14 protein-coding genes are annotated in these 15539 nt (G+C 71.5%); 3 read left to right on the top strand and 11 right to left on the bottom strand.

The features are described from left to right. Positions 1–23 precede the first annotated feature (23 nt). Positions 24–935 carry an alpha/beta fold hydrolase gene (locus tag ACFY16_RS23830; protein WP_390649178.1) on the bottom strand — a complete coding sequence of 304 codons (912 nt, stop codon included), beginning with the start codon at positions 933–935 and terminating at the stop codon, positions 24–26. Between the two features lie 519 nt (positions 936–1454). Then, the gene (locus ACFY16_RS23835) at positions 1455–2147 is read right to left on the bottom strand and encodes a metal-dependent transcriptional regulator (protein WP_360930877.1); all 693 of its coding nucleotides are present in this window, start codon (positions 2145–2147) and stop codon (positions 1455–1457) included. 402 nt (positions 2148–2549) lie between these two features. On the opposite strand from ACFY16_RS23835, the gene ACFY16_RS23840 reads away from it, so the two are divergent. After that, positions 2550–3305 (top strand): SIS domain-containing protein, encoded by a 756-nt coding sequence (locus ACFY16_RS23840; protein ID WP_390649179.1) that lies wholly within the window; start codon positions 2550–2552, stop codon positions 3303–3305. A 20-nt stretch (positions 3306–3325) separates the two neighbouring features. On the opposite strand, the gene ACFY16_RS23845 is transcribed toward ACFY16_RS23840, so the two are convergent. The 3 genes from ACFY16_RS23845 to ACFY16_RS23855 form a co-directional block, all read right to left on the bottom strand. Beyond that, positions 3326–4732 carry a PAS domain-containing protein gene (locus ACFY16_RS23845; protein WP_390649180.1) on the bottom strand — a complete coding sequence of 469 codons (1407 nt, stop codon included), beginning with the start codon at positions 4730–4732 and terminating at the stop codon, positions 3326–3328. A 115-nt stretch (positions 4733–4847) separates the two neighbouring features. Beyond that, the gene (locus ACFY16_RS23850; RefSeq protein WP_390649181.1) at positions 4848–5300 is read right to left on the bottom strand and encodes a GNAT family N-acetyltransferase; all 453 of its coding nucleotides are present in this window, start codon (positions 5298–5300) and stop codon (positions 4848–4850) included. Positions 5301–5331: 31 nt separating this feature from the next. After that, on the bottom strand, positions 5332–5736 hold the full coding sequence (locus tag ACFY16_RS23855) for a RidA family protein (protein ID WP_390649252.1): 405 nt from the start codon (positions 5734–5736) through the stop codon (positions 5332–5334). A 660-nt stretch (positions 5737–6396) separates the two neighbouring features. Between ACFY16_RS23855 and ACFY16_RS23860 the strand changes: the two genes are divergently transcribed. Beyond that, positions 6397–7404: an isopenicillin N synthase family dioxygenase gene (locus ACFY16_RS23860; protein ID WP_390649182.1), complete on the top strand. Its 1008-nt coding sequence runs from the start codon at positions 6397–6399 to the stop codon at positions 7402–7404. A gap of 18 nt (positions 7405–7422) precedes the next feature. Here ACFY16_RS23860 and ACFY16_RS23865 read toward each other — a convergent pair whose 3' ends face one another. Beyond that, a complete protein-coding gene (locus tag ACFY16_RS23865) occupies positions 7423–8523 on the bottom strand; it encodes a citrate synthase 2 (RefSeq protein ID WP_390649183.1) in 1101 nt (366 codons plus the stop codon). A gap of 343 nt (positions 8524–8866) precedes the next feature. On the opposite strand from ACFY16_RS23865, the gene pdxH reads away from it, so the two are divergent. Then, positions 8867–9496, top strand: a complete 630-nt coding sequence (gene pdxH, locus ACFY16_RS23870) for a pyridoxamine 5'-phosphate oxidase (RefSeq protein WP_390649253.1) — start codon at positions 8867–8869, stop codon at positions 9494–9496. Here the strand turns inward: pdxH and ACFY16_RS23875 are convergent. From ACFY16_RS23875 to ACFY16_RS23895, 5 genes are all read right to left on the bottom strand, one after another. Then, positions 9486–10124: a TetR/AcrR family transcriptional regulator gene (locus tag ACFY16_RS23875; RefSeq protein ID WP_390649184.1), complete on the bottom strand. Its 639-nt coding sequence runs from the start codon at positions 10122–10124 to the stop codon at positions 9486–9488. The genes pdxH and ACFY16_RS23875 overlap by 11 nt on opposite strands. Beyond that, complete coding sequence (locus ACFY16_RS23880) at positions 10112–10846, bottom strand: enoyl-CoA hydratase family protein (RefSeq protein ID WP_390649185.1); 735 nt, start codon at positions 10844–10846, stop codon at positions 10112–10114. The genes ACFY16_RS23875 and ACFY16_RS23880 overlap by 13 nt, the downstream gene beginning before the upstream one ends. Beyond that, positions 10843–12411, bottom strand: a complete 1569-nt coding sequence (locus ACFY16_RS23885) for a 4-coumarate--CoA ligase family protein (protein ID WP_390649254.1) — start codon at positions 12409–12411, stop codon at positions 10843–10845. Before ACFY16_RS23885 ends, ACFY16_RS23880 begins: the two co-directional genes overlap by 4 nt. 38 nt (positions 12412–12449) lie before the next feature. Next, positions 12450–13616: an acyl-CoA dehydrogenase family protein gene (locus ACFY16_RS23890; RefSeq protein WP_390649186.1), complete on the bottom strand. Its 1167-nt coding sequence runs from the start codon at positions 13614–13616 to the stop codon at positions 12450–12452. Positions 13617–13695: 79 nt separating this feature from the next. Then, the gene (locus ACFY16_RS23895; RefSeq protein WP_390649187.1) at positions 13696–15537 is read right to left on the bottom strand and encodes a biotin carboxylase N-terminal domain-containing protein; all 1842 of its coding nucleotides are present in this window, start codon (positions 15535–15537) and stop codon (positions 13696–13698) included. Positions 15538–15539: the final 2 nt, after the last annotated feature.

Below are 15539 nucleotides of genomic sequence, written 5' to 3' on the forward strand. Positions count from 1 at the left end.
GGGCCGGGGGGCCGGGGGCGACCTCAGGGGGTGAGTACGCCGTCCAGGAACGGCTCGATCGCCGTCCGCCACGCCTCCGGCTGGTCGTAGTGGACGAGGTGGCCGGCGTCGGCCACCTCCGCGTACTCCCCGCGGGGCAGTACCCGGACCATCTCCTGCGCCTCGGCGCGCCCCAGTTCGCCGTCCAGGCCGCGGACGACCAGGGCGGGGCACTGGACCTGGGCGAGTTCCTCCCAGTGCGCGTCGTACACCCAGGTCTCGCGGGACTTCAGCATCTGCTCGGGCTCGAAGACGGGGCGCCAGCCGTCGGGGGACTCCTGCATGACCTCGGCGTAGAACTCGCCGCGGGCCGGGTTGGGCCGCTCCACCCAGGGGTCGTCCTCGCCGAACCACTTGCGTACGTCGGCGAGGGTGGCGAAGGGGGCGGGCCAGGACTTGAACCAGTCGGCCCACTCGCGCTGCGAGGCGGCGCCGAGCGCGGAGGCCCGCATGTCACAGATGATCAGGCCGTGGACCAGGTCGGGGCGTTTGGCGGCGAGCTGCCAGGCGGTCAGTGCGCCCATGGCATGGCCGATGAGGACCGTGTGGGCGAGGCCGATCTGTTCCAGGGCGGCCTCGGCGTCCTCGACGTACGCCTCGCGGGTGAAGGACGCCTGCGGGGGCTTCTCGCTCTGTCCGTGGCCGCGCTGGTCGAGGGCGACCGCGCGGTGCCGCTCGGAGAGCCAGCGGGCGGTGGACGCCCAGTGCGAGGCCCGGCCCATCAGTCCGTGCAGTAACAGCACGCCGGGGGTGGGCTCGGTCTCCGCCGGGCTCTCCTCGGGCGATCCGGCCTGTTCCGGTACGAGCTTCACCGGGTCGTTCTTGGGAGGGTCGCCGAACTCCCAGGCGGCGAGGCGTACGCCGCCCGCCCCGGTCACGTCGATGCGTCGCGCCATAGGTTCTGGCACCCCCTAGCTCCGCTCGGACCGCTCGAGCCGCCGGTCCTGTGAACCGCTTGCTGCCTGCCGTCGTTGCCGTGGTGCCGCTGTCCGTCGTCTACGGGCTCATCTACGGCCCGTCCACCGGCTCGTCTGCAGGCTCATCCACGGGCCCATCCACGGAATCTCCGCGGACTCATCCACAGACTATCGAATACATATTCGAAAAATGCCTTCTCCGTGGGCAACACCCCTCGTTCGAGTGACCACTCCTGAGGAATGATCGCCGCCACCGAGGGGAGATCTTCAGCGGGGGGCGGACCGCTCGGGGAAAACGGTCCGAGGGGACTGACCCTGAGAGCTCGGGGCTCCGGGTCGGTACAGGGGAGGACAGGCCCCGGCGCCTTCGGGCGCCGGGGCCATCCACGTTTCTGCGGCACATCCTCCCCGCCCCCCTCAGGCCGTATGCCTCATGCGACAGCCTGGCACGCAAAGCGCCGAACCGCTGCGATTCGACGCACTCGGCCTTCGGCCCACTCAGCGCTTGGCGACGAACACGTGGGAGGCGACGTCCGCCTCCAGCTCGGCGGCCTCGCCGCCACTGCCCACCAGCACGCCGCCCGCGGACTCCGTCACGCTCACCACCGAACCGGGCTGCACGCCCGCCCGGCGCAGCGTGTACATGAGCTGCGCGTCCGTCTGGATCGGCTCGCCGATACGACGCACCACGACCGTCTTGCCGTCCAGGCCCGGGTCGAGATCGGCCAGGGACACCATGCCCTCGTCCAGGAACGGGTCGGCGCCGTCCTTCTCGCCGAGCTCCTCCAGGCCGGGGATCGGGTTGCCGTACGGCGACTCGGTCGGGTGGCGCAGCAGCTCGAGCACGCGCCGCTCCACGGCCTCGCTCATCACGTGCTCCCAGCGGCACGCCTCGGCGTGCACCTGCTCCCACTCCAGACCGATCACGTCGACGAGGAGACACTCGGCGAGCCGGTGCTTGCGCATCACGCGCGTGGCCAGTCTGCGGCCCTCGTCCGTCAGCTCCAGGTGCCGGTCGCTGGCCACGGACACCAGTCCGTCGCGCTCCATTCGCGCCACCGTCTGGCTGACGGTCGGTCCGCTCTGGTCGAGCCGCTCGGCGATCCGGGCGCGCATGGGGACCACACCTTCCTCCTCCAGCTCGAGGATGGTGCGGAGATACATCTCCGTGGTGTCGATCAGTCCGGACATACGTGCCCCTAAATGAGATCTGCCGGAAGCGCGGCTGGCTCCGCGGCGCGTGCGCTGGCCCTGGCTCCAATTCTGACGCATACCACTGACAACCGTGCCGTGCCGTTGAAACGAGGCGGTTACGCGCGCGTGCGTGGGCGTGGCCTTGACGAGGGGGCCGGATGACGGGCGCGCACGTGTCGGCGGACGAGTACCGTTCGGCGCGAGTGAGGGGCCGAGCGACGACAGTCGTGCGCGTCCGACGGCAGCTGTGCGCGGTCGCCGCAGTCGTGCGCATGCGGCGACAGGCGCGCAGGGGTCCCCCGCTCCCGCACGCCTCACCGCCGTATTGACACGGCGCTGGTCCAGACCGCACGGTGATCCGCGGCACAGACGCCGCCAGACGCTGCGAAGGGGCATCGCATGGGCGACAGCACACCGGCCGGCCAGTTCTTCGACGCCGCGATCACCCTGTTGCAACGGGTCCGCGACGAGGAGGCCGCGGCCATCGAGGCCGCCGGCACGCTCCTCGCCGACACCGTCGCCGCCGGCGGCCGTCTCTTCGCCTTCGGCGCCGGACACTCCTCGCTCGCCGCCCAGGACGTCGTCTATCGCGCCGGCGGCCTCGCCCTGATGAACCTGCTCGCCGTCCCGGGTGTCGTAGGCGTCGACGTCATGCCCGCCACCCTCGGCTCCGCCCTGGAACGCGTCGACGGTCTGGCGAGCGCCGTCCTGGACTCCTCCCCCGTCCGCGCGGGCGACGCCCTCGTGATCATCTCCCTCTCGGGCCGCAACGCGCTCCCCGTCGAGATGGCGATGAACGCCCGCGCCCTCGGTGTGAAGGTCATCGGCGTGACGTCGGTGGCCTACGCCGCGGAGACGAAGTCCCGGCACGCCTCGGGGACGTTCCTGAAGGACCACTGCGACCTCGTCCTCGACTCGAAGATCGCGGTCGGCGACGCGGAGCTCAGCCTCGACACCATCCCGGCCCCGTTCGCCCCGGCCTCCACCGTCGTCACCACGGCCCTGCTCCAGGCGGTCATGGCCACCACGGCCGGCGCCCTCGCCGACCGGGGCATCGAACCCCCGCTCCTGCGCTCCGGCAACGTCGACGGCGGCCACGACTGGAACAGCCGGATCCTGGACGAGTACCGGGACCGGATCTTCTACCGGCACTGACCCGCCACCGCGGCCGACGGCTACTCGCCGGTCTGCCCCGCCAGATCCAGGGCGGCCGCGATCCGTACCGCCACGTCCTCCGCGTACGCCGTGTCGGACCGCTCGAAGGCACTACGGCCGCCCGCGCGCAGGAACGTCACGACGCCCAGCGTCCGTCCCCGGCTGCGCAGCACCGCGCACAGCGCGTGCACCGTGTCCGCCGGCCACTGTCGGGCCAGGGCCCACTCGCGCGCCTGTTCGGCGGGGACGGAACCGACGCTGGCCCGCACGGACCCGGTACGCTCCACGCACTGCAACGCCGGGTGCCCCTGGGCATAGCGGGCCGGCAGCCCGGCCTGCCCGGTGAGTGTGCTCGGCCCCGGCGCGCCGGAGGGCGTCTCGGCGATCCTTACCAGCCGTACGGCACCCGCGGCCGCCTCGCTGTCGGCCACCGCGCCGCCTGCCGCACGGTCGATCAGACCGTGGTCGGCGAATCCGGCGAGCGCGAAGTCGAGGTGGACGGTGGCGGCCTCGGCCGGATCCTCGCACTCGGCTGCCGCCCGAGCCGCCCGGTGCAGCTGATTGCTGCGGAACCGCAGCAGTGCCGCCTCCTGCTCGCCCTGCTTGGACTCGGTGACGTCCTGGAACAGCCAGCCGACGCCGAGTGGGACCGGCTCCTCCGCGAGCGGCGAGGCCAGCCGCAGGAAGCCGCTGCGCCAGCAGCGCCGCTTCTCGCCCTCCTGGGTGCGTACGCTCACCCAGATCTCCGCGGGCGCGGGCGGCGCGCCCTCGGCCAGGACGTGCGTGAGCGCGCCCTCCAGCTCCTCGACACCCTGGGCGAGCAGCTCACCGAGCGGCCGTCCCAGCGCCGCCGTACGCCCGCTGCCGAGCGCCCGGGCCGCGTGCGCGTTCACCACGGCGGGCCGCAGATCGGCGTCGACGAGGACGACACCCCAGCTCGCGTCCTCGAACAGTGCCTCGCTCAGCGCGATGGACCGCTCCAGGTCGATCTGCGCGTGCACCTCGCTGAAGGCGCAGTACAGGCCCGCGGGCTTCCCGTCGGGCCCGCGCACGGCGGCCGACTGGGTCCGTACGAGGACCCGCCCACCGTCCTTGGTCAGCAGCGCGAACTCGTGCACCTGCCGGCCGGGGGCCTGCATGGCGCCCATCAGCCGCCCCTGGACCTCCTCGGCGTCCGCATTGCGCACGGCCCACCCGGCGAACCCGTGCCGCCCCACGGCCTCGGCCGCCGTCCAGCCCAGGATCCGCTCCGCCTCCCGGTTCCAGTGGGTGACGACGCCGTCCACGTCGAAGGCGCACAGGGCCGCGTCCATGCCGTCCAGCAGCGCGGCGAGCAGATCCGAGCCGTCCGAAGCCTCCCGCTCGGGCTGCTCGGGCTCGTCCGGCCCCAGCTCGTCGGTGGTCCCACTACGCCGGGAAGCACTCACCTGGACCCCCTGCAGGCTGCGTCACTTGCAATCATTCAACTCGAACGTGATGCAGCACACACCAAGTTCCCACAAGATTGAAGGAATCGTTGTACGGCATGGTTGTCCGGGGGGCCTACGCGGTGGCGGACTCCAGCCGCAACGTCAGCCACAGATCGGTCTCACCGTCCAGCACATACCGCTCGACCTCGACGAACCCACGCGCCTCGGCGAAACGGACTCCGTCCTCGTTGACGGCCAGCACGACGGTCTCGATCACCCGGGCACCCAGCATGCGCGCGTGAGCGAGTCCCTTCTCGTACAGTGCCGCGCCGAACCCCTGCCCCCGGTACTCCGGCAGCACGCGCGCGATGACCGTCGCCACCGCCTCCTCGCCCTCGGGCGGCCGTACGGTCGAGCAGCCGACGAGCACGTCACCGAGGTAGGCGTTCTCCAGCCGGTTCCGCCCGAGCCGCTCCCGCGCCTCGTCGAGGGACATCGCGGCGGGCGGCACGATGACGTTGTGGACATGCCGCCACTGCTCCACCATCTCGTCGCCGGCCACGGGCTCCATACGAAGATCAGTCATGCGGGCAGCAAACCCCGCCCCGGCGAACGGGTCAACGGGATTGCCCGGCCCCGTCTCCCCTCCGCGCGTACACCTCGATCTCGATCTTCATACGCGGATCCGCCAGCCCGCACACCATCATCGTCGCCGCCGGCCGCACCTCCCCGAAACACCGCCGCAGTACGGGCCAGCAAGGCTCGAAGTCATTCCGCTCGGGCAGCAGATAGCGCACCCGCACCACATCCGCGAACCCGCACCCCGCCTCCGTCAGCGCCGCCCCGATGTTCCGCAGACACTGCTCGGCCTGCTCCACGACGTCATCGGAGATCGTCATGCTGCCGTAGTCGAACCCCGTCGTCCCGGACACGTGCACCCAGTCCCCGTCGACCACGGCCCGGGCATACCCGATCTGCTCCTCGAAAACCGACCCACCGAGAATCGCGCGCCGCTCGGGCATCTCCACCGTCTCCGTGTTCTCCATGGGCGGAACGGTAGGTGGGCAGCGCAGATACGTCACTCCTGCTGGGGTGCGATGCGGCGGCGGCCGCCTCGGCTCGTCGTGAACGCCCAAAAAAGGGTTGAACGGTGACCGGAGGGTTCTTAGTGTGTGGCTTACACCGAAGGGAGGTGATCGGGTACATGAGTGAAACCCGGACGCGTGAGGTGGCTGCGGGCTAGCGGCCCGTCACCACACCGAGTGCGGTGCCGGACCAGCGCGTGAGATGCGTGCGGCCGGCCCAATCCAAAGCAGTCACCCGACCCGCGAGTCGCCGGTACGTCCGGCCGGCCCCTCCTCTGGAGGACCAGACTCGCGGGTCGTCTGCGTTTGCGTGTGGTCCGGAGGACCTGCGGTGGTCCGGAGGATCTGCGGCCGGTGACCTGCGCCACGTACAGATTTTTCGACGGGCAGTACTCTGTGGGCATGCTTTCGCTCGTCAGGCGCCGCCACGTGGACTACGTCCGCGTCACGAGCATGGGCTGTCGACGCTCGGTCTGAGCAGTCCGGCCCCGCGGTTCACACCGCTCCCTCCTTCTTCCATTCATTCGGCACCCGTGCCCCCGCCCCAGGTCCCCGCGGCGGTCCGGGCTCGCCCGTACACCCTCGCGGACGTACCTCATGACGTACCAGCAACTTCCGATCATCGATCTCTCCGCCGCCGACCACGGTCCACAGGCCCGTGCGCTGCTGCACGCGCAGTTGCACAGTGCCGCGCATGACGTGGGGTTCTTCCAGCTCGTGGGGCACGGGGTGACGGAGCAGGAGACCGGGTCCCTCCTCTCCGCCATGCGGAGGTTCTTCGCGCTGCCGGAGAGCGAGCGGCTCGCGATCGACAACGTGCACTCGCCGCATTTCCGGGGCTACACGAGGACCGGTGACGAACGGACCGGCGGCCTGCGGGACTGGCGGGATCAGCTGGACATCGGGGCCGAGAGGCCGGCCCGGACACCCGGGCCCGGTGAGCCGGCCTACTGGTGGCTGGAGGGGCCGAACCAGTGGCCGGCCGCGCTGCCGGAGCTGCGGGCCGCCGCGCTGCACTGGATCGAGCGGCTGAGCGGCGTCGCCGAGCGGCTGCTGCATGAGCTCCTCGACGCCATCGGGGCTCCCGTCACCTTCTACGACGGCATCTTCGGGGAGCGGGCGCATCCGCATCTGAAGCTGGTGCGGTATCCGGGGAGTGCGGGCGACGGAGGAGATCAGGGGGTGGGCGCCCACAAGGACTACGGGTTCCTGACCCTGCTGCTCCAGGACCGGGTCGGCGGGCTCCAGGTGCAGCGTGCGGACGGGCTGTTCCATGATGTGCCGCCGCTGGAGGGGGCGTTCGTCGTGAATCTGGGCGAGTTGCTGGAGGTGGCGACCAACGGGTATCTGGTCGCCACCAACCACCGGGTCGTGTCGCCGTCCGGAGCCACCGAGCGGTTCTCCGTGCCGTTCTTCTACAACCCGCGGCTGGACGCGCGCGTCGAGCCGTTGCCCTTCCCGCACGCCTCCGCCGCGCCCGGTGTGACCGACGATCCGGCCAATCCGCTGTTCGCGGAGTACGGCTACAACGAGCTGAAGGGCAAGCTGCGGGCGCATCCGCTGGTGGCCGAGCGGCATCACGCGGAGCTGCTCAGCTCCGCGTGATGCCCCGCCGCAGAGACCTCAGCGACCGATGTCCGCGTAGCCCTCGATCTCGCGCGGGTCGCGTGATCCCGGGCCGATGTAGCGGGCGGAGGGGCGCACCAGGCGGCCGGTGCGCTTCTGCTCCAGGATGTGCGCCGACCAGCCGGCCGTGCGGGCGCAGGTGAACATCGACGTGAACATGTGGGCCGGGACCTCGGCGAAGTCCAGGATGATGGCCGCCCAGAACTCGACGTTGGTCGCCAGGACGCGGTCCGGGCGGCGGTTGTGGAGTTCCTCCAGGGCGGCCTTCTCCAGGGCTTCGGCGATCTCGTAGCGGGGAGCACCGAGTTCCCGGGCCGTACGGCGCAGGACTCGCGCGCGCGGGTCCTCGGCGCGGTAGACGCGGTGACCGAAGCCCATGAGGCGCTCGCCCCGGTCCAGGGCCTGCTTGACATACGCACCGGCATCGCCCGTACGTTCGATTTCCTCGATCATGCCGAGCACGCGGGAGGGGGCGCCGCCGTGCAGCGGGCCGGACATGGCTCCTACGGCGCCGGAGAGGGCGGCCGCCACGTCCGCGCCGGTGGAGGCGATGACGCGGGCGGTGAAGGTGGAGGCGTTCATGCCGTGCTCGGCTGCCGACGTCCAGTAGGCGTCGACGGCCGCCACGTGCTTGGGGTCGGGCTCGCCCCGCCAGCGGATCATGAAGCGTTCGACGACGGACTGCGCCTTGTCGATCTCGCTCTGCGGGACCATGGGCCGGCCCTGGCCGCGGGCGGACTGGGCGACGTAGGACAGGGCCATGACGGCCGCGCGGGCGAGGTCGTCGCGGGCCTGCTCGGCGTCGATGTCGAGGAGGGGTTTGAGGCCCCAGACGGGCGCGAGCATGGCGAGCGCGGACTGGACGTCCACCCGGATGTCGCCGGAGTGCACGGGGATCGGGAACGGCTCGGCGGGCGGCAGGCCGGGATTGAAGGCGCCGTCGACGAGGAGGCCCCAGACGTTGCCGAACGAGACGTGGCCGACCAGGTCCTCGATGTCGACGCCCCGGTACCGCAGCGCGCCGCCCTCCTTGTCCGGTTCGGCGATCTCCGTCTCGAACGCTACGACTCCTTCGAGTCCGGGTACGAAGTCGGACATCAGGCGGCTCCTCATGATGTGTGCGACAGATGATGTTGTGGGGACCAGGAACTCGGATGAGTCGGTGGGAATCGGCGTACGCCCTGCGGATCCACGGTCGTCTCCGAAGACTCGCGGTCCTGAGCGCTCACCCTGGTGATGCCCCGTGCGGTCGGCGGTCACCCCGACCGGACGGCATCAGCACCATATCCCTGGGTGTCACCTTTGGGGAGAGCCTGCGGCACTGAGTGCCACCTACAGTGCCACCTCCATGATGCGGGACACCGCCCGGCGGCGCCCGCGCATACGGCAAGATGACCGCGTGAACGCCGCCCACGACGCCGCCCCGCCGGATCCCGCCTCGATGCGCAAGCAGTACCGGGCCGAGGGCCTCGCCGAGTCCGATCTGGCCACCACGCCCGTGGAGCAGTTCGCACGCTGGTTCAAGCAGGCCGCGGCGGAGGCTCACCTGTTCGAACCGAACGCCATGATCGTCTCGACGGCGGACGCCGAGGGGCGGCCCAGTGCCCGTACGGTGCTGCTGAAGCACTTCGACGAGCAGGGCTTCGTCTTCTACACCAACTACGACTCCCGCAAGGCCCGTGACCTGGCGGAGAACCCGTACGTCTCGCTGCTGTTCCCCTGGCATCCGATGGCCCGCCAGGTCATCGTCCAGGGCGTGGCACGGCGCACCGGGCGGGACGAGACGGCCGCCTACTTCCGTAGCCGGCCGCACGGCTCCCAGCTGGGGGCCTGGGCCAGCGCCCAGTCCAGCGTCATCCTCTCCCGCGCCGAGCTCGACGCCGCGTACACCGAGCTGGCCGCGCGTTACCCGGAGGGTGAGCAGGTCCCGGTGCCGCCGAACTGGGGCGGCTTCCGGGTGGCGCCACAGACGGTGGAGTTCTGGCAGGGCCGGGAGAACCGGCTGCACGACCGGCTCCGGTACGTGGCGGAGCCGGACGGAAGCTGGCGGGCGGAACGGCTCAGTCCCTGAGGCGGTCGGCCAGAGGTCGGCCCAGAGTCTCCTCCAGCAGCCCCGCCCACTGCGCGACCACCCGTTGCCGACGGCCTGTGTCGTCGGTGAGGAGGTTGGCGAGGCCCAGGCCGCGGGCCATGTCGAGCAGCCCCTGGACGGTCTCGCGGACACCGGGCACGGACTCGTCGGCGCCGAGGAGTTCCACGGCTATGCGGTGGGTCTCGCGGCCCACTCGGGCCTCCAGCTCGGTCACGCGCGGGCGCAGCTGTTCCTCGTCGGAGGCGGCCACCCACAGGTGCAGGGCGGCCCGGAAGAGGGGGCCGGTGTAGAGGTCGACGAGAGCGGCGACGGCGGCGTGGCGCTCGGCGCCGCCTTCGGGGAACAGCGCGCGCAACGCGGACGAGCGTTCCTCGGCAACGTACTCGACGGCCGCCGTGAAGAGGTCCTCGCGGGTGGGGAAGTGGTGTTGGGCAGCGCCGCGGGAGACTCCGGCGCGTTCGGCGACGACCGCGACCGTGGAACCCGCCCAGCCGTGTTCGGCGAGGCAGGACACGGCGGCTTCCAGGAGGCGCTGCCGGGTGGCTCGGCTGCGGTCCTGCTTGGGAGTACGTTCCAGACGGTCGCCGGCCGTGCTCACACCACCCATGAGGGATCCCGTCGTTCGAGGAAGGCCGTCATCCCCTCGCGGGCCTGTGCGGAGGAGAACAGCCGGGCCGAGAGCGCGGTGAGGTCGGCCGCGTCCTGGTCGAATGCCTCCAGCACCCTAGCCGTGAGCAGCTGTTTCGTCTCGGCCAGGGCCTGCGGGGCGGACCCTCGCAGGCCGTCCAGGACGGGGGCCAGTACGTCGTCCACGTCGTCGCCGGTCGCGGTCAGCAGGCCGATACGGGCCGCCTCGACGGCGTCGAAGCGTTCGCCGGTGAGGCAGTAGCGGGCGAGGGCGCGCGGATCCGTGCGGGGCAGCAGGGTGAGCGAGATGACGGCGGGGGCGACCCCGATCCGCACCTCGGTGAACGCGAACGTGGCCGCGCGCGACGCGGCCGCGATGTCGCAGGCGCCGAGCAGTCCCAGGCCGCCCGCCCGTACGTGGCCGGTGACCCGGGCGACGACCGGTTTGCGCAGCTCGACGATCTGCCGCAGCAGGCCGACCAGCGCGTCCGGGTGCGGAGGGTCGCGCAGGTCGGCGCCGGCGCAGAAGGTGTTGCCGGTGTGGGTCAGGACGACCGCGCGCACGTCGGTGTCCTTGGCGCAGCCGGTCAGCGCGTCCGCGAGTTCGCCGACGAGCGCCGCCGAGAGCGCGTTGCGGTTGTCCGGGGAGTCGAGGCTGAGCGTGTCGATGCCACGCGCGCGGGTACGGCCGATCAGGGTCATGTCCGCTCCCTCAGCTGTCGGCGCAGTATCTTCCCGGAGGCGGCGCGCGGCACCCCGTCGATGAAGGTGACCTGCCGGACGCGCTTGTAGGGGGCGACGCGTTCGGCGACGTACATCATGACCTCTCCTTCGGAGAGGTCGGTGGCGGTGGGCTGGGGGACCACGTACGCGTGCGGGACCTCGTTGCCCTCGTCGTTGTAGACGCCGATGACGGCGGCGTCGGCGATGCCCGGGTGGGTGAGCAGGAGGGCCTCGAGTTCGGCGGGGGCGACCTGGAAGCCCTTGTACTTGATGAGCTCCTTGACGCGGTCGACGACGAACAGCCAGCCGTCGGCGTCGACATGGCCGACGTCGCCGGTGTGCAGCCAGCCCTCCTTGTCGATCATGTCGGCGGTGGCGTCGGGGCGGCCCAGGTAGCCCTTCATGACCTGGGGTCCGCGGATGAGGATCTCGCCGGGCTCGCCGATGCCGAGGTCGCTGTCGGGGTCGTCGAGGGAGACGACGCGCATCTCGGTGCCGGCGATGAGCCTGCCGACGGTCCCGGCGGGGGCGTCGCGCATGGCGTCGAGGGGGACGACGTGGGTGCCCGGGGACAGCTCCGTCATGCCGTACGCCTGGCCCAGCGGCGGGAGGTTCAGGCGCTCGGCGCAGGCGGCGGCGAGGTCGGCGTCCAGGGGGGCGGCCGCGCTGATGACGTACTTCAGGGACGACAGGTCGTACTGGGCGACCGCCGGGTGCTTGGCGAGGGCGAGGACTATCGGCGGGGCCACGTACAGGCCGGTGATGCGGTGGGTCTGGATGGCCGCGAGGAAGGTCTCCAGCTCGAAGCGCTGGAGTACGACGACGGTGGCGCCCTGGCGCAGGGGCGCGTTCATCAGGGCGGTAAGACCGTAGATGTGAAAAAAGGGCAGGACTGCGAGGATGCGGTCGTCCGGGCCCGCCGTGACCGCCGGTTCGAGCTGGGCGAGGTTGGTGGCGATCTGCCGGTGCGTGAGCATCACGCCCTTGGGGACGCCGGTGGTGCCGGAGGAGTACGGCAGGGCGGCCACGTCGTCGTTCGGGTCGATGTCCACCTGCGGCTCGGGAGCCGCCGAGCCGAGCATGTCGATCAGCGAGCGGTGTCCGGGCGCGGCGTCACAGACGAAGATCTCCCGGACGCCGCCCGCGAGTTCGGCGGCCCGGCGCGCGCTCTCCAGCAGCGGGGACACGGTGACGATCCAGCGGGCCGCGGAGTCGCGCAGCTGCTTGGCGAACTCCTCCGGCGTGGCGAGCGGGTGCACGGTGGTGACGGAGGCCCCCGCGCGCGTGGCGGCGTAGAAGGCGATCGGGAAGGCGACCGTGTTGGGGCTGTGCAGGGCGAGGACGTCGCCCTTGCGTACGCCCGCCTCGGCCAGCGCGGCGGCGACCCGCCGGTGGAAGCGGTCGACCTGTTCGTACGTGAGGGTGGTGCCGTCGGTGCCGTCGACGAGCGCGGGGGTGTCGCCGAATTCGGCGGCCCGGCCCAGCACCGCCTCGTGGATGGGGAGTTCGACGGGCGTGATGTCTGCGTACTCGCTGCGGAACACTCGTGACACGGTTCCTCCTCGCACAACGGCGTGCTGGATCAGTACGACTTGGGCAGACCCAGGGTCTGGTGGGAGACGTAGTTGAGAATCATCTCCCGGCTCACCGGAGCAATACGAGCCACGCGCGCGGCGGTTATCAATGAGGCGAGGCCGAACTCACGCGTGAGGCCGTTGCCGCCGAGGGTGTGCACGGCCTGGTCGACGGCCTTCACGCAGGCCTCCCCGGCCGCGTACTTCGCCATGTTGGCGGCCTCGCCCGCGCCGACGTCGTCACCCGCGTCGTACAGATACGCGGCCTTCTGCATCATCAGGCGGGCGAGTTCGAGGTCGATGTGCGCCTGGGCGAGGGGGTGTGCGATGGCCTGGTGGGCGCCGATCGGGGTCTTCCAGACGGTACGGTCGCGCGCGTACTCGATCGCCCGGGACACGGCGTAACGCCCCATGCCGATCGCGAACGCCGCCGTCATGATCCGCTCGGGGTTGAGGCCGGCGAACAGCTGGAGCAGACCGGCGTCCTCGTCGCCGACGAGGGCCTCGGCGGGCAGCCGTACCTCGTCCAGGAGCAGCTCGAACTGCTTCTCGGCGCCGTGCAGTTCCATGTCGATGGGCCGGCGGGAGAAGCCCTCGGCGTCGCGCGGGACGATGAACAGGCAGGGCTTGAGGCTGCCGGTCCGCGCGTCCGCGGTGCGGCCGACGACGAGGGTGGCGTCGGCGATGTCGACGCCGGAGACGAAGACCTTGCGGCCGGTCAGCAGCCAGTCCCCGCTGTCGCCGTCGCGGCGGGCGGTGGTCGTGATGCGGTGGGAGTTGGAGCCGGCGTCGGGTTCGGTGATGCCGAAGGCCATGGTGCGGGTGCCGTCGGCGAGGGCGGGGAGCCACTCGCGCTTCTGCTCCTCGGTGCCGAAGCGGGCGATGACCGTGCCGCAGATGGCGGGCGAGACGATCATCATGAGGAGGGGGGCGCCGGCCGCGCCGAGCTCTTCGAGGACGATGGAGAGTTCGGCGATACCGCCGCCGCCTCCGCCGTGTGCCGCCGGCAGGTTGACGCCCAAGTAGCCGAGCTTGGCGGCTTCCTGCCAGAGCTCGGTCGGGTAGCCGCCCTCGGCGACGATCTTGGTGAGGTATTCGCGGCCGTAGCGCTTGCCGAAGGCCGCGACGGCGGCGCGGAGGTCCTTGTGCTCTTCGGGTTCGACGAGGGTGGTCACGTGACTCCTTCGGGTGCGGGTTCGTTGTGGCCGGTCACGCTCGCGCGGCGGAGCCGCATATCGATGCGGCCCCGCGCCCCTAGGTTTCCTGTACGACCGCCAGGAGCATGCCGAGCTCCACCTGTTGACCAGGTGTGGCTTGCAGGGCGCTGAGCGTGCCCGTGACCGGGGATGCGATCTGGTGCTGCATCTTCATCGCCTCCAGCCACAGCAGGGGCTCTCCGGCCCGTACGGCGGCTCCCACCGCCAGCCCCTCGGCGACGCGTACGACCGTGCCCGGCATAGGTGCCAGGAGGGAGCCGGGGGCGCGTTGCGCGGTCGGGTCGGGGAAGCGGGGCAGGGCGGTCAGGGTGGTGGCGTTGACGTGGACCTGGTCGCCGTAGCGGGCCACTTCGAACTTCCGCTGTACGCCGTCGACTTCGAGTACGACCAGACGCGCGTCGGCCTGCACCACGCGCACCCCTTGGGCCGTCAGGCCGGTCCGGGTGTGCCGGTAGTGGACCTCGTGTTCCTCGCCGGCCATGGCGTAGCGCTTGGTCTGGGGCTGTGCGGGCAGGTTGCGCCAGCCGCCGAAGCGGGAGCGGCCGTGGGCGTCGGCGAGGGCGGCGGCCAGCGGGGCGTAGGGGTCGGAGGCCGGTTCGGTGAGGGTGGTGAGGTGGCGGTCGTAGAAGCCGGTGTCCATGCGGGCGGTGGTGACCTCCTCGTGGCGCAGGGAGCGTACGAGGAGGTCCCGGTTGGTGGTGGGGCCGTGGATCGTCGCCCGTTCCAGGGCGCCGGCGAGGCTGCGGAGGGCTTCCGCGCGTGTGGGGGCGTGGGCGACGGCCTTGGCGAGCATGGGGTCGTAGTGGACACCGATCTCGTCGCCGTCGGTGTAGCCGGTGTCGAGGCGGACGCCGTCGGGTACGGCGAGGCGGTGCAGGGTGCCGGTCTGCGGGGCCCAGTCGTGGGCCGGGTCCTCGGCGTAGAGGCGGGCCTCGACGGCGTGGCCACGCGCGCGTGGAGGGTCGCTTTCGAGGGCGTGGCCCTCGGCGATCCTGATCTGTTCGGCGACCAGGTCGACGCCGAACACCGCCTCGGTGACGGGGTGTTCCACCTGCAGGCGGGTGTTCATCTCCAGGAAGTGCGCCGTGTCGTCGGCGACGAGGAACTCGACGGTGCCGGCGCCCACGTAGTCGACCGCGCGGGCGGCGCGCACGGCCAGCGTGTGGAGTTCCCGCGTGAGCTCCTCGGGGAGCCCGGGTGCGGGGGCCTCCTCGATCACCTTCTGGTGGCGGCGCTGGAGGGAGCAGTCGCGGGTGCCGAGCGCCCACACCGTGCCGTGGGTGTCGGCGAGGATCTGCACCTCCACGTGGCGCCCGTTCTCGACGTAGGGCTCGACGAAGACCTCGCCGTCCCCGAAGGCGCTCGTGGCCTCCGCGCGGGCGCCCCGCAGCGCGCCGTCGAGCTCCTCGAGACGGCGCACGATCCGCATGCCGCGGCCTCCGCCGCCCGCGGCCGCCTTCACCAGCACCGGCAGGTCGGCCTCGGTGACCTCGCGCAGGGGTGCGAGCCCCATCAGCTCCTTCGCGCGCGTCTTGGACGCCATGGCCTCGATCGCCTCCGGGGGCGGCCCGATCCAGAGGAGGCCCGCGTCCAGGACGGCGCGCGCGAAGTCGGCGTTCTCGGAGAGGAAGCCGTAGCCGGGGTGCACCGCGTCCGCGCCGGCCGCCACCGCGGCCTTCACGATCAGATCGCCGCGCAGGTACGTCTCGGCGGGGGTCGCCCCCGGCAGCCGTACCGCCACGTCCGCCACGCGCGCGTGGAGGGCGTTGTCGTCGGCGTCCGAGTGCACGGCGACCGTCCGGATTCCCGACGCACGGCAGGTGCGGAAGACGCGGCAGGCGATCTCGCCGCGGTTGGCGACGAGGACGGAAGAAATCACGT

It is taken from the genome of Streptomyces sp. NPDC001315 (genome assembly GCF_042896175.1).
Taxonomy (GTDB): domain Bacteria; phylum Actinomycetota; class Actinomycetes; order Streptomycetales; family Streptomycetaceae; genus Streptomyces.

What these genes read in the sequence shown, in the direction of transcription:
- ACFY16_RS23875 (WP_390649184.1), bottom strand. Translation starts at nt 10,124, where the DNA reads ATGGGTGGTGTGAGCACGGCCGGCGACCGTCTGGAACGTACTCCCAAG.
- ACFY16_RS23855 (WP_390649252.1), bottom strand. Translation starts at nt 5,736, where the DNA reads ATGCCCGAGCGGCGCGCGATTCTCGGTGGGTCGGTTTTCGAGGAGCAG.
- ACFY16_RS23860 (WP_390649182.1), top strand. Translation starts at nt 6,397, where the DNA reads ATGACGTACCAGCAACTTCCGATCATCGATCTCTCCGCCGCCGACCAC.
- ACFY16_RS23840 (WP_390649179.1), top strand. Translation starts at nt 2,550, where the DNA reads ATGGGCGACAGCACACCGGCCGGCCAGTTCTTCGACGCCGCGATCACC.
- pdxH (WP_390649253.1), top strand. Translation starts at nt 8,867, where the DNA reads ATGCGCAAGCAGTACCGGGCCGAGGGCCTCGCCGAGTCCGATCTGGCC.
- ACFY16_RS23835 (WP_360930877.1), bottom strand. Translation starts at nt 2,147, where the DNA reads ATGTCCGGACTGATCGACACCACGGAGATGTATCTCCGCACCATCCTC.
- ACFY16_RS23850 (WP_390649181.1), bottom strand. Translation starts at nt 5,300, where the DNA reads ATGACTGATCTTCGTATGGAGCCCGTGGCCGGCGACGAGATGGTGGAG.
- ACFY16_RS23830 (WP_390649178.1), bottom strand. Translation starts at nt 935, where the DNA reads ATGGCGCGACGCATCGACGTGACCGGGGCGGGCGGCGTACGCCTCGCC.
- ACFY16_RS23865 (WP_390649183.1), bottom strand. Translation starts at nt 8,523, where the DNA reads ATGTCCGACTTCGTACCCGGACTCGAAGGAGTCGTAGCGTTCGAGACG.
- ACFY16_RS23880 (WP_390649185.1), bottom strand. Translation starts at nt 10,846, where the DNA reads ATGACCCTGATCGGCCGTACCCGCGCGCGTGGCATCGACACGCTCAGC.